Below are 10,980 nucleotides of genomic sequence, written 5' to 3'. Positions count from 1 at the left end.
GATGGATCACTCGACATCTACATCCAGAACCAGCAACCGGCAGACCACGCGAGCAACTGGCTGCCCTCGGCACCCAGCGGACTGTTCCGGCTGAACTACCGAATCTACCTCCCCACTGCCGACGCCCAGGATCCCGCAACCCTCGGCAAGTACCTGCCTCCCGTCAAGAAAACCAGCTGAGAGCGTCACTCGGAGCCTGGTGCGGTGCAGAGCGCACGCTCATGCCGCGACCCGGGCGGCTCGCGGAGCGGGACGGTCCGCCGTCCGGGATCATCTCGACCGGGGGAGCTGACTGAACTAGCTCATGGAGAGCGGTCAGAGGTTGTCGGACATCAGTGCTTGGAAGATCAGTTGGCCGCGATTCGCCGCAGGCACCGACAGTGCCGGGGAAACGACCCCGGCACCAAGAATTCCCCAAACTCTCAGAGCCGCTACGAGCGATTTCACGCACGTCGACGCAGGAAAACCGGCTACTCGACTTGATCCCGAACAACGAACCCCATGTGGGAATCCGTGCACTACCTGCACATTGACGAGAACTCTCGATCAGCGGGTTCGGGGTTCGAGTCCCTGATGGCGCACCAGAATTGGTTATTGCGAGGTCAGGCTCCCGAGTGCGGCCTTCGCCGGGGCGTACCCGGCTTCGGCCGATTTGCGGTAGACGCGTTTCGCGGCGTCTGTGCGGCCGAGGGATTTCCATTGATCCCCCAGGGCTTTCAGCGCGACCATGTCGCCGTCTTGTTCCACCTCGCGGTAGAGGAGTTCGGCTCGATCGTCCTCGCCTCGGGCCTCGTGAACCGTTGCGAGGTGGACTTTTCCGAGAACGTGGCCATTGTCGATGTAGCGGCGGTACCAGTAGGCCGCCTGGCTGAGATCGCCGGCCTTCATGCACATATGGCCCAGGGTCTGCATCGAGAGCGTGTCGCCGCGCTCGGCGGCCCGCCGGTACCAGCGTTCGGCTTCCGCGCGGGCACCGCGATTCTCGAGCAGTCGCGCCAGGAAGGACATGGAGATGGTGTCGTTCATCGCCGCGGCTTGCCGGAGTAGCCGTTCGGCTTCGCCGATATCGCCGCGCTTCTGATGATCACGGGCCCGGGCCAGCAACTGGCCGACCTCACCGCGCCTGCGACCGGTGCCCGATGAACGTGAATTCTCCTTGGGGACTTCCGGTTTCGGTGCGACGTCCGTCGGTGTCCGGTCCCTGAGCATCGCCAGGGCGTGCGGGATGGCGGGACGCGATTCGGGCCGTCGGTCCATCAGCCGGGTGATGAGCCGACCGAGGTGCCCGGCGCGTGTCGGCGCGGGAACCGCGCCGAACATCACCGCTTTCATGGTTCCGTGAATGGTGTCGCGACGAAACGGGGAAACACCCTCCACCGCGTGGTAGAGCGTGACGCCGAGGGCGTACAGGTCACCGGCGGGCGTGTCGTCGCCGTCGATGCGTTCGGGCGCCATGTACTCGAACGAACCGATGAGCGTCTCCTTGGCGGTCAGCGTGTGATCGGAGTGGTGGCGGGCGGTTCCGAAATCGGTGAGCAGCACCTCGCCGCCGGCGGCGAGCAGGATATTGCCCGGTTTGACGTCGCGGTGGACCACGCCGGCCTCATGAGCGGCTCGCAGGGCCTGCAACAACGCGGCGGCGACGGTGGCGGCTTCCGCGACGTCCACCGGCCCGTCGGTGTCGAGTCGCTGCTTCAAGGATCGGCCGGACACCAGGCTCATGACGATCCACGGCGTCCCGCCGTCGGTGACGACATCGAGGACACCGACGATATTCGGATGGTCGCGCAGCCGAGCCGCATTGCGGGCCTCACGTTCGGCGCGCGCGACCCGCTCGGCGTGCTGCTCGCTCGACTCGGCCTGCGGGAGCAGCACTTCCTTCACCGCGACATCCACCCGCAACCGCTCGTCGCGCGCTTTCCACACCGTCCCGAACCCGCCACTGCCCAGCTTCTCGATCAACCGGTAGCGGCCGCCGAGAACCCAGCCCGGTCGTCCCAGCGCAGACATGAAGGCCCCCAGCGGTTCTGTGCCCCAGCAACATTCGGAACCAGTCAACCGTACTCGAAGACCGATGCCCGGGGCGCCCGCAACCAGGTCGGTCAGATCGCCTGTGCGGGCATGAGGCCTGCGAGAACGACATGGTCGAACCTCGGAGCGAATCCGCGATCGCCCTATTCCCCTGTCCGACCGTCGAGCCGTTCGCGAAGCAGGTCGGCGTGGCCGTTGTGGCGCGCGTACTCCTCGATCATGTGCGTGAGAATCCAGCGCGCGCTGTAGCCGTCAGCACCGGACTGGTGATCGCCGACCGTGTCGAGTGACTCACAGCCGTCCACAATCTCCCGCGAGCGAGCGCATTCCTCGCGCCACAACCGAAACGCCTCATCCACCTCCGCGTCTTCGACCTCGAAGTCCACATCCTCGGACCGCTCGGCGCCCCAGTAGAGGGCCGGCGCGTCCGCACCCCCGAGCGTGCGGGCGAACCACCCGCGCTCCACGTCGGTCAGATGACGCACGAGCCCGAGTAGCGACAGCTCGGACGGTGGCACCGCCCGCCGCCGCAATTGGGCAGCCGAGAGCCCTGAACACTTCCACGCCAAGGTATCTCGCTGAAACTGGAGAAAACCGGCGAGCGTCTCGCGCTCGCCGGCAATCCGAGGCGTCTCGGCCCGCTCGATCGACTCCATCCGATCATTCTCACGCAGACCGTCCGCGCTCGCCTCGGACCCGGGCAGACGGGAGGGCCGGTGCGCACCCCGTCGCACCGACCCTGGTCAGTGGTGGTTACTTGGTCCAGATGGCGGCGTAGCGCATCGTGCCGTTCACCAGGTACTTGCTCAGGTGCTCCAGTTTGTAGCCCTGGTTCGCGAGTTGGGTTGCGGTGGTGTTGTAGGTGGCGAGGTCGATGTCGTGGCGGGCTTCCCAGGCGCGGCCGTCGGCCTTCTCCCAGATGGCGACGAAGCGGGAGGAACCGTTGACCTCGTAGCCGTTCACCAGGGTCGGGCGGTAGCCCTGCGCCTTCAGCTGGTCGAAGGTCGCCTGGTATTCGGCGGAGGTCAGGCCGTGGCGGGCCTGCCAGGCGCGGCCGTCGTTCAGCACCCAGGTGCTGGAGTAGCGGGGATCGCTGCCGCTGGTGGCGGTGATGTCGGTGAGCCGGTAGCCGGCGGCGGTCAGCTTGTCGAATTCCGCCTGGTGCTGAGCACCGGTCAGGTTGGAGCGGGTTTCGGTGAAGTTCACGTGGGTGCCGTTGCCGATCGGGGTCCCTTCGGCGTTGAAAGTGACCGTCCAGAACTGCTTTCCGTTCTTGTAGATCACCGAGACACCGACGTTCTGCAGTGCGCCGTCGAGGATGATGGCCTTGTGCGTGGGCGAGTTCTTCCACCAGTTCATGGCGTCGGACGGGGTGGCATTGGTGCCGTAGTAGTTGATCTCCGCGATCTTGGCGGAGTTCGCCGGAACACCACACTGGGCGAACCGGGTCTTGATGTCACGACCCAGCGAGTCCACGTGGTTGGCCGGTGCCACACCGCGATTCGCGCTGTCATTGCTGGCCCACTCGGACGGGCGGGCCATGGTCTCGCTGTAGGTCAGCGCCTGCAGACCCGCGTCGGTGCGCATCTTGTTGATGGCGGTGAAGACCTCGGGCTCCTCACCATTGAGGGCGAGAGCGGCCTTGTCGACATCGCAGTTGGTGAGCGTCTCGGCCTGCGCGGACGGCAGGGCGAACAGGCTCGCGGCCGCACCGAGAGCCAGGGCCGCGGCGGCGGTGGTCTTGATGTTCATTGAGGTTCCTTGCGCTGGTGAGGAGGTGTGCACAAAGGCTCCCGCCGGCGACGAATCAATCTCTAATGACGGACTAACGAACACCCGGACGGACGCGAATCTAGCAGTGCTAGACAAGGCCGCCCGCGAGTGTTACCGTTGCTCCAGAATCTAGCGATGCTAGATTACGAGAAACCAACGAGGAGTAATCGACATGAGCTTCACCATCAACGAACAGAAGTTCCTCGCCGAGGCCGGGCTCGGCCGGCTGGCCACCGTGTCGCCCGACGGAATCGTGCAGAACAACCCGACCAGCTACCGGGTGAACGAGGACGGGACGATCGACATCGGTGGCATGCGGATGGTCGCCACGCGCAAGTACCGCAACATCCAGGCCGGCAGCCGAGTGTCATTCGTTGTCGACGAACAGGTCTCGTTGGACCCGTACATGATCCGCGGCGTCGAGGTCCGCGGCACCGCCGAGACCCTCGAAGACGTCGAGCCCCCCTTCCCGCCCCAGGAACGCGCCATCATCCGCATCCAGCCGGAAAAGATCATCTCCTGGGGCATCGACGGCGGCCCCTTCGACTTCACCAGCCGCCGAGCCGAGTAATCAAGGGGCGCAGGCCCGGAACAACCGGCGCGGCTATTCCCACGCGAAGCGGGGCTGGTCCAGGTGGTCGACGCGGGTGGGGCGACGGTGTAGGACCACCTCGCGGAATTGGTGGAGGATCGCGGCGGTCGGGGCGTGTAGGTGGCCGCCCAGCATCGGGAGTTGGATGGTGGGGCGGTCGGAACCGGGGACGGTGGCGAAGCGGGGGGCGACGTCGAGTTCGGAGAGCGGGATCCAGTGCACGACGGCCACTTCGGCGGGGTTCGGGGTGAGTGGTGGCGGGGCGCCGACCCAGGCCACGACGGGGGTCATCAGGTAGCCGGAGCGGGTCGGGTAGTCGTCGAGCAGGCCGAGGACGGCCGAGCGGGGCAGGGCGATGCCCAGTTCCTCGTGGAGTTCGCGAAGGGCCGCGGCTTGCGGGTCCTCGCCCGGGTCGAGCCGGCCGCCGGGGAGGGCCAGCTGGCCGGCGTGGGCGCGCAGGCTCGGCGCGCGCTCGGTCAGCCAGATGCCTTGGTCCGCACCGCGATCGACGATCGCGATCAGCACCGCGGCGGGCTTGCGGCCCGCCGGGTCGACGGTCCGGCGGGGGAACGCGCCCAGCGCCTCGGCCATCGCATCGCGCAACCCGGTCGCGGGCACGTCGGTCCAGCGGTATCCGCTGCTGTCCTGATCGACGGGCATTCGCCGAACCTAGATCGCGGCGACGGGCATCGTCAAGCAGCCAGTATCGTTCCGGCATGCGCGATTTCGGGATGGGATTTGCCCAGTTCTTGGCGGGACAGCGGTGGGTGGCCCGGCATCGCCGGGAGTATGGGCTGGGACTGGTGCCCGCGCTGATCACGCTGGTGATCTACGGGGCGGCGCTGGTCGGGGTGATCGCCTGGGGCGGGGATGTGACCGAGACGCTGACACCGTTCGCGGATGGGTGGCCGAGTCCTTGGCTGGGGTTGTTCCGCGGCGCGCTGACGGTGGCGTTGATCGGGCTGACGGTGCTGGTGGCGGCGCTGACCTTCACCGCGGTGACCCTGTTGATCGGATCGCCGTTCTATGACGTGATCTCCGAGCGGGTCGACCGGTCGGTCTCGCCGGACGGGACCGCGCCCGAATCGGGCCTGGCCTGGTGGGTCGAGTTGTGGGTGTCCGTGCGGGACAGCGCGCGCATCCTGGTCCGGGCCATGCTGTGGGCGGTGCTGCTGTTCGTCCTGGGATTCGTGCCCGTCATCGGGCAGACGGTGATTCCCGTACTGGCGGTGTTCGTCACCGGATTCTTCCTGACCCAGGAGCTGACTTCGGTTGCGCTGCAACGGCGCGGAGTGCACCTGAACCAGCAGATGGCCCTGTTGCGGTCCCGCAAGACCGTGGCCTGGGGCTTCGGCGCTCCGCTCGCGGCGGCCTTCCTGATCCCGGTGGTGGCGGTGTTCCTCATGCCCGGCGCCGTCGCCGGGGCCACCCTGCTGAGCCGCGAACTGCTGGGCGAACCGACCCGGGCCTGACCCCGCCGCCGGTCGGCCGGGCGGGTCAGTTCGCGGGAAGCGGAAGCTGCTGGCGTTCGGCGAACGCCGCCATGTCGACCATGCGGCGCGCGTTGGACAGGGCGGTGATGGTGCAGACGCCGAGCGCGCCGGTGCGGTCGTAGAGGGTGGCGGTGGAGACGGCGATGCCGTTCGCGGACACGTGGTCCAGGGCGTGCACGCCGATCTCCGGGCCCTCCGGCAGGCGCGAGAGGGTCATGGTGACATCGGTATTGATGTAGCCGACGCCCGCGGTGCCCCAGTTGCACACCAGGTTGGTGGTGTCGGCGGCGAAGGCCGCGCGCTCGAACGGGGTGATGGCCTCGCCCTCGATCAGGGCCGGGACATTGTTCCAGGCGGCCTTGCGGTGCGGGTTCACGCCCGAGGCGAAATCGTGGGTCCAGTCGGCGGATCCGGACTTGAACAGCGGCGGCGCGCCCTCGGGACGGTCGAGCCGCTGCTCCGGGACCGGCGATTCCGCGGTGGGCTGCCAGATCTCGCCGGGCGGCTCGGCCGAGGCGATCAGGAACTGGGCGGTGGCGCGAGCGCGGATCTGGTCGTGCTGGACGATCGAGGCGTCGACCACGCGAATGCGGTTGCCGTCGCGGACGATCGAGCTGCGCAGTTCGATCGGCTCGTTCAGGACGGGGCTGAACATATCGACGGTGAAGCGGGCGGGCACGAACTCGGGACCGGGGCTGTGGGTTTCGAGCTCGTGGGCCAGCAGCCCGCAGACGGCGGTGCCCGCGAGCTGGCTGGAAGACCAGGCGCTGACCGCCATGCGGGTCGCCGTGTAGCGACCGTCCGCCCGAGTGAAGAACGCGGTCATGATGCCTCCCCTACCTGGTTTGATCTTCCAAATTAGAACACGTGTCAGAAACGCGGGGGAAGGCGCGCGTCCCGATCAGCGGGCGGGGGCCGTGATCAGTTCACCCAGGGCGGGTTCACGACGGTGCCGTCGAGCAGTTCGCCGGTGAAGCCGACGGGCGCGGTGACCAGCACTTCGGCGGCCAGGTCGGCCGGGTTGTCCAGGCGGATGACCGATCCCGCCGCAGCCACGGCCGCGTCACCGGCGGCCAGCCGCGCCGGCTCCCCCTCGATGGTCAACGTGATCGAGCCCGCGAGCACGACGAACGCCTCCTCGCGGTGGATGCGGTGCGCGACGCCCTGGGTGGCGGGCGCGATCTCGACCCGCCAGACGCACAACTCGCTACTGCCGACAGCGGGACGAATCAACGGGGTGAAGCGGGAACCGTGCATCTCGTGGGACTGGATATCGGCGGCATGAATGGCAGGCATTGCACTCTCCTTTGGTCAAGCAGGTTGACTATATAGTCAAGCTTGTTGACTACTCTGTCAAGTGCCAAGATTCCAGACATGCCCGGACACGCACAGGACCTACCGCTGCTGTTGCTCGCGGCCGCCGCCGAAGTGACCGATGCCATCCACAACGGCTGCGTGGCAGCCGGATTCACCGACATCCGGCCCACCCACGGCTTCGCCTTCGTGCGGATGGCGCCCGCCGGTGCGACGGTGGTCGAGATCGCCGAGCACCTGGGCGTGACCAAGCAGGCCGCCAGCCAACTGGTCGACGAACTCGTCAAAAAGGGCTACGCGCGGCGCAATCCACACCCCACCGACGCGCGCGCCAAACTCATCACGCTCACCGAACGCGGCTGGGCGTGCACCCGCGCCGCCGATGCCGCCGCGGCCGGGTTCACCGAGCGGTGGGCGGCGACGCTCGGGATCCCGGCGACGCTCGAGCTGCGCAATGCCCTCGCGCGCGTGGTCACACCCGGCCGCGTGCGCCCCTCGGCCTGGTGACCGATCCGCGTGGAACTCAGCCGAGTTCGAGGGTGGTGACGCCGAACACCCGGTCCAGGCGGTAATCACGCACCGGCCCGGTGTACATGCGCGCGGTCTCGAAGCTCGGCGTCAGACCGGCCTCCTCCATCAGGCCCACCGCGGGCTCATTGATCAGCGGAACATCCACCGCCAGCGGCATTCCCGCCGCGTGAGCGGCCAGCGCCGCCAGCAGTTGGCGCGCGTCGGCGGGCGTATCCGCGAACAAGGGGCCGACCCGCAGCGTGTCCCGGGCCGGGCGCAGGACGGCGTATCCGGTGAGCGTGCCGTCGACGATGCGCGCGAAGGTCCGATGCCCCGGCTCGTCGAGCCAGGCGGTGAGAAACGCCGGGCGGTCCGCCGGATAACACGCGGAGTCGTACGGGAGCAGCTCGACCGCATCCTCCGGGGCGAGCGCGGTGACCGTGTCGTCGGGCAACGGCAGTCGTGGCACGCCGATGAATCGCGCACTGCTGTAGGCGAGTTCGAATCCACTGCGCCGATAGTTGCCCTGCTGCGCGGGCACCCCGTCCAGTCCGACCACCCGGTTTCCCGCGTGCTTCAACCCGGCTTCCCACGTAGCCAGCCCGAATCCACGCCCGCGCAGCTCCGGCCGCACCAGATAGAAACCCAGGAAGGCGTAGTCCGCGCCGTAATTGACGACCGACACCGCGGTCGCGGGCTCCCCGTTCACCCGCCCCAGGAAGAACCCGCCGGGATCCTGCGCGAAATACGACGTGGTATCCCGCCGCCCGGGATTCCAGCCCTCGGCGGCGGCCCACTCCACCACGGTGGCCCACTCCCCCGGCGTCGCCCGGGAAACGACCAGATCATCGATGCGCACGGTCTCCGGCATGCGACCAACGGTAGCCGCAAAACCGCTGCTACTCGGCAGAATTCACGGAGTCGGGACACAGCGCGAGCAGCACCACCCGGGCCGCGAGGCAGCACGACACCACCCCGACGTGTGCACAACCCGCGCGGGCGGAGACGCCGGCGCCACCGAGACGGGCGGCGCGCGACACCAGGCGACATCGGCAGCCCTACCCCGCAGCCCCTGGCGCTGCCGCCGGCGCCTCGCCGAGCAGGACGTCGGCGTCACCACTCGGCGCCGACGACGCGGGCCGGGAGCGAGGGCTCGAGCACGCGGCGATCGAGGGCCGCGACTCCGGTAGGGTCGGTGTGTCATGGCCCGCGACCTGCGAGGTTGCGCGGAGTTCGAGGAAGATATGGCCGACTACGCACATTCCGATCACGCCAGCCGCAGCCGCGAGGAGAAGGCTCGGCGGCTGGCCGCGTATGTCTGGGCGCGGGGGATCAGCGGCGACGAATTGCTGGAGTTGCCGGTGGCGCAGCGGCGGAAGCTGGCCCGGGCGGCGGCGACGAACCCGCCCAGCACCGAGGAGACCTGGCAGGTGGTGGCCCGGCTGCTCGGCGAGAAGGACGCGTGGGCGGCCCGGAATCCGGGACATCCGGCGGCCGTGCGCGATCACGCGGACGAGAAGATCCTGTGGGTGAAACCGCCGGTCAAGCCGTGGGAGTAGCCGAAGACCGGTCGGCCGCGGACTCTTGACAGCAAGAAATGAACCAGGGTTCACTGCTTGAGTGTCCCCCGACCATGAGAACCACGCCGGCACCCGCCCGGCCGCCTGGCGCGATGACCTGACCGGCGGCGACGACTCGCTGTTCGCGGGCCGCCCGGAACCGGTGAACGAGTACACCGGGCGCACCCTGACCTACGAGGTGACCGGGCGGATCGCGCGCATCACCTTCAACCGGCCCGAGCGCGGCAATGCCATCACCGCCGACACCCCGATCGAACTGGCCGCGGCCGTCGAGCGCGCCGACCTGGATCCGCGAGTGCACGTCATCGTGGTGAGTGGCCGCGGCAAGGGCTTCTGCGGCGGCTACGACCTGTCGATCTTCGCGGAGAACAGCTTCGAACCGGCCGAGGGCAGCCGGCCCACCGAGGGCACCGTGCTCGATCCGGTCGTGCAGGCGCGCAACCACAATCCGTGGGCCACCTGGGATCCCATGGTCGACTACGCCATGATGTCGCGCTTCAACCGCGGCTTCGCCAGCCTGCTGCACGCCGACAAGCCGACCGTGGCCAAGGTGCACGGCTTCGCCATCGCGGGCGGCACCGATATCGCGCTGTTCGCCGACCAGATCATCTGCGCCGACGACGCCCGCTTCGGCTACCCGCCCACCCGCACCTGGGGTATCCCGGCGGCGGGCATGTGGGCGCACCGCGTCGGCGATCAGCGCGCCAAGCGCCTGCTGTTCACCGGCGACAGCCTCAGCGGCAAGCAGGCGCTCGAATGGGGCCTGGCCATCGAGGCCCCGCCCGCCGACGAACTGGACGCGCGCACCGAGGAACTGCTGGAACGCATTTCGATGGTGCCGATCAACCAGCTGGTGATGGCGAAGCTGGCGCTCAACAGCGCGCTGCTCAACCAGGGCGTGGCCAATTCCGGCATGGTCAGCACGGTGTTCGACGGGATCTCGCGGCACACCCGCGAGGGCTACGCCTTCCAATTGCGCTCGGCCACCGCCGGTTTCCGCGAGGCCGTGCGGGAACGCGACGAGCCGTTCGGCGATTGGAAGCGCGCGCAGTTCGAGAAACCCGCGGACTAGCCGATCCCTTCGACGTCCGCGCTCTCGACCTCGGCGACCACGCGGTCGGCCAGCGAGCGTACGGCCTTCGCCTCCTCGGCGGTCATCTCGTCGATGAACAGGCGTCGCACCAGCTCGACATGGTTGGGCGCGGCGGCCTCGAGGGCGGTGCGGCCCGCGTCGGTGAGCCGGATCTCGCGGCCGCGGGCGTCGTCGGCGGCCTGGCAGCGGTCGACCAGGCCGCGGGTCGCCATGCGGGACAGATGCTTGGACAGGCGGCTCTTGTCCCAGCAGATCTCCGCGCCGAGTTCCTTGGCGCGCAACTGGCCACCGGCCGCGGACAGGGCGACCAGCACTTCGTAGTCGGAGAAGGAGAGCCCGTCCCGGGTCAGTCCGGCGGCGATCGCCGAGTCCAGGCGTTGCCGCATGCGGATGAAGGACTGCCAGGTCGTCTGTTCCTCATCGGTCAGCCAGCGCGTCATGGCATCCATAGTATCGAGAAATAGTTGACATGGACACCATGGCGATCCTCAGGAAGTTCACGGAGTATCCGTGCCACCCTCGGCATGCAACCTTCGGTACAGTACTGACCGTTCGATTTGCGTAGTTCTGGCGGAAATCGTCAATGCCCGAGCG

General features: G+C 68.2%; 14 protein-coding genes. 6 read left to right on the top strand and 8 right to left on the bottom strand.

Features of this window, described 5'->3' with window-relative positions:
• Positions 1–180, top strand: a 180-nt coding sequence (locus ACWELJ_RS21150; RefSeq protein WP_452367844.1) for a DUF1214 domain-containing protein, incomplete at its 5' end; no start/stop codon positions are given.
• A 411-nt stretch (positions 181–591) separates the two neighbouring features.
• Here ACWELJ_RS21150 and ACWELJ_RS21145 read toward each other — a convergent pair.
• The 3 genes from ACWELJ_RS21145 to ACWELJ_RS21135 all read right to left on the bottom strand — a co-directional run bounded on the left by ACWELJ_RS21145 (position 592) and on the right by ACWELJ_RS21135 (position 3,783).
• Entirely contained in the window at positions 592–2,010 is a 1,419-nt protein-coding gene (locus ACWELJ_RS21145; RefSeq protein WP_452367843.1) for a serine/threonine-protein kinase, read from the bottom strand.
• 164 nt (positions 2,011–2,174) lie between these two features.
• Positions 2,175–2,687, bottom strand: a complete 513-nt coding sequence (locus ACWELJ_RS21140) for a DinB family protein (protein WP_452367842.1) — start codon at positions 2,685–2,687, stop codon at positions 2,175–2,177.
• 97 nt (positions 2,688–2,784) lie between these two features.
• Positions 2,785–3,783, bottom strand: coding sequence for a CAP domain-containing protein (locus tag ACWELJ_RS21135; RefSeq protein WP_452367841.1), 999 nt, complete (start codon positions 3,781–3,783; stop codon positions 2,785–2,787).
• A 193-nt stretch (positions 3,784–3,976) separates the two neighbouring features.
• Between ACWELJ_RS21135 and ACWELJ_RS21130 the strand changes: the two genes are divergently transcribed.
• The gene (locus ACWELJ_RS21130; protein WP_452367840.1) at positions 3,977–4,375 is read left to right on the top strand and encodes a PPOX class F420-dependent oxidoreductase; all 399 of its coding nucleotides are present in this window, start codon (positions 3,977–3,979) and stop codon (positions 4,373–4,375) included.
• 33 nt (positions 4,376–4,408) lie between these two features.
• On the opposite strand, the gene ACWELJ_RS21125 is transcribed toward ACWELJ_RS21130, so the two are convergent.
• Entirely contained in the window at positions 4,409–5,056 is a 648-nt protein-coding gene (locus tag ACWELJ_RS21125; protein ID WP_452367839.1) for an NUDIX hydrolase, read from the bottom strand.
• 56 nt (positions 5,057–5,112) lie between these two features.
• Here ACWELJ_RS21125 and ACWELJ_RS21120 point away from each other — a divergent pair, with 56 nt between their 5' ends.
• On the top strand, positions 5,113–5,868 hold the full coding sequence (locus ACWELJ_RS21120; RefSeq protein ID WP_452367838.1) for an EI24 domain-containing protein: 756 nt from the start codon (positions 5,113–5,115) through the stop codon (positions 5,866–5,868).
• A 25-nt stretch (positions 5,869–5,893) separates the two neighbouring features.
• Here the strand turns inward: ACWELJ_RS21120 and ACWELJ_RS21115 are convergent, their stop codons facing one another.
• Together ACWELJ_RS21115 and ACWELJ_RS21110 are read right to left on the bottom strand one after the other, a co-directional pair.
• Positions 5,894–6,715 carry an acyl-CoA thioesterase domain-containing protein gene (locus tag ACWELJ_RS21115; protein ID WP_452367837.1) on the bottom strand — a complete coding sequence of 274 codons (822 nt, stop codon included), beginning with the start codon at positions 6,713–6,715 and terminating at the stop codon, positions 5,894–5,896.
• A 95-nt stretch (positions 6,716–6,810) separates the two neighbouring features.
• Positions 6,811–7,185, bottom strand: a complete 375-nt coding sequence (locus ACWELJ_RS21110; protein ID WP_452367836.1) for a cupin domain-containing protein — start codon at positions 7,183–7,185, stop codon at positions 6,811–6,813.
• A gap of 78 nt (positions 7,186–7,263) precedes the next feature.
• On the opposite strand from ACWELJ_RS21110, the gene ACWELJ_RS21105 reads away from it, so the two are divergent.
• Complete coding sequence (locus tag ACWELJ_RS21105) at positions 7,264–7,710, top strand: MarR family winged helix-turn-helix transcriptional regulator (protein ID WP_452367835.1); 447 nt, start codon at positions 7,264–7,266, stop codon at positions 7,708–7,710.
• Between the two features lie 16 nt (positions 7,711–7,726).
• Here ACWELJ_RS21105 and ACWELJ_RS21100 read toward each other — a convergent pair whose 3' ends face one another.
• Complete coding sequence (locus ACWELJ_RS21100) at positions 7,727–8,584, bottom strand: GNAT family N-acetyltransferase (protein WP_452367834.1); 858 nt, start codon at positions 8,582–8,584, stop codon at positions 7,727–7,729.
• Positions 8,585–8,957: 373 nt separating this feature from the next.
• Here ACWELJ_RS21100 and ACWELJ_RS21095 point away from each other — a divergent pair, with 373 nt between their 5' ends.
• The gene (locus ACWELJ_RS21095; RefSeq protein WP_452367833.1) at positions 8,958–9,272 is read left to right on the top strand and encodes a hypothetical protein; all 315 of its coding nucleotides are present in this window, start codon (positions 8,958–8,960) and stop codon (positions 9,270–9,272) included.
• A gap of 61 nt (positions 9,273–9,333) precedes the next feature.
• Positions 9,334–10,365, top strand: a complete 1,032-nt coding sequence (locus ACWELJ_RS21090; protein ID WP_452367832.1) for a crotonase/enoyl-CoA hydratase family protein — start codon at positions 9,334–9,336, stop codon at positions 10,363–10,365.
• On the opposite strand, the gene ACWELJ_RS21085 is transcribed toward ACWELJ_RS21090, so the two are convergent.
• Positions 10,362–10,826 carry a MarR family winged helix-turn-helix transcriptional regulator gene (locus ACWELJ_RS21085; RefSeq protein WP_452367831.1) on the bottom strand — a complete coding sequence of 155 codons (465 nt, stop codon included), beginning with the start codon at positions 10,824–10,826 and terminating at the stop codon, positions 10,362–10,364. The genes ACWELJ_RS21090 and ACWELJ_RS21085 overlap by 4 nt on opposite strands.
• Positions 10,827–10,980: the final 154 nt, after the last annotated feature.

Source organism: Nocardia sp. NPDC004582 (assembly GCF_053602115.1).
The sequence above is the reverse complement of the archived record's forward strand: the minus strand, read 5'-3'. Positions and strand labels throughout refer to the sequence as shown.

Coding starts and splice junctions, on each gene's coding strand:
- ACWELJ_RS21145 (WP_452367843.1), bottom strand. CDS start 2,010: ATGTCTGCGCTGGGACGACCGGGCTGGGTTCTCGGCGGCCGCTACCGG.
- ACWELJ_RS21140 (WP_452367842.1), bottom strand. CDS start 2,687: ATGGAGTCGATCGAGCGGGCCGAGACGCCTCGGATTGCCGGCGAGCGC.
- ACWELJ_RS21135 (WP_452367841.1), bottom strand. CDS start 3,783: ATGAACATCAAGACCACCGCCGCCGCGGCCCTGGCTCTCGGTGCGGCC.
- ACWELJ_RS21130 (WP_452367840.1), top strand. CDS start 3,977: ATGAGCTTCACCATCAACGAACAGAAGTTCCTCGCCGAGGCCGGGCTC.
- ACWELJ_RS21125 (WP_452367839.1), bottom strand. CDS start 5,056: ATGCCCGTCGATCAGGACAGCAGCGGATACCGCTGGACCGACGTGCCC.
- ACWELJ_RS21120 (WP_452367838.1), top strand. CDS start 5,113: ATGCGCGATTTCGGGATGGGATTTGCCCAGTTCTTGGCGGGACAGCGG.
- ACWELJ_RS21115 (WP_452367837.1), bottom strand. CDS start 6,715: ATGACCGCGTTCTTCACTCGGGCGGACGGTCGCTACACGGCGACCCGC.
- ACWELJ_RS21110 (WP_452367836.1), bottom strand. CDS start 7,185: ATGCCTGCCATTCATGCCGCCGATATCCAGTCCCACGAGATGCACGGT.
- ACWELJ_RS21105 (WP_452367835.1), top strand. CDS start 7,264: ATGCCCGGACACGCACAGGACCTACCGCTGCTGTTGCTCGCGGCCGCC.
- ACWELJ_RS21100 (WP_452367834.1), bottom strand. CDS start 8,584: ATGCCGGAGACCGTGCGCATCGATGATCTGGTCGTTTCCCGGGCGACG.
- ACWELJ_RS21095 (WP_452367833.1), top strand. CDS start 8,958: ATGGCCGACTACGCACATTCCGATCACGCCAGCCGCAGCCGCGAGGAG.
- ACWELJ_RS21085 (WP_452367831.1), bottom strand. CDS start 10,826: ATGACGCGCTGGCTGACCGATGAGGAACAGACGACCTGGCAGTCCTTC.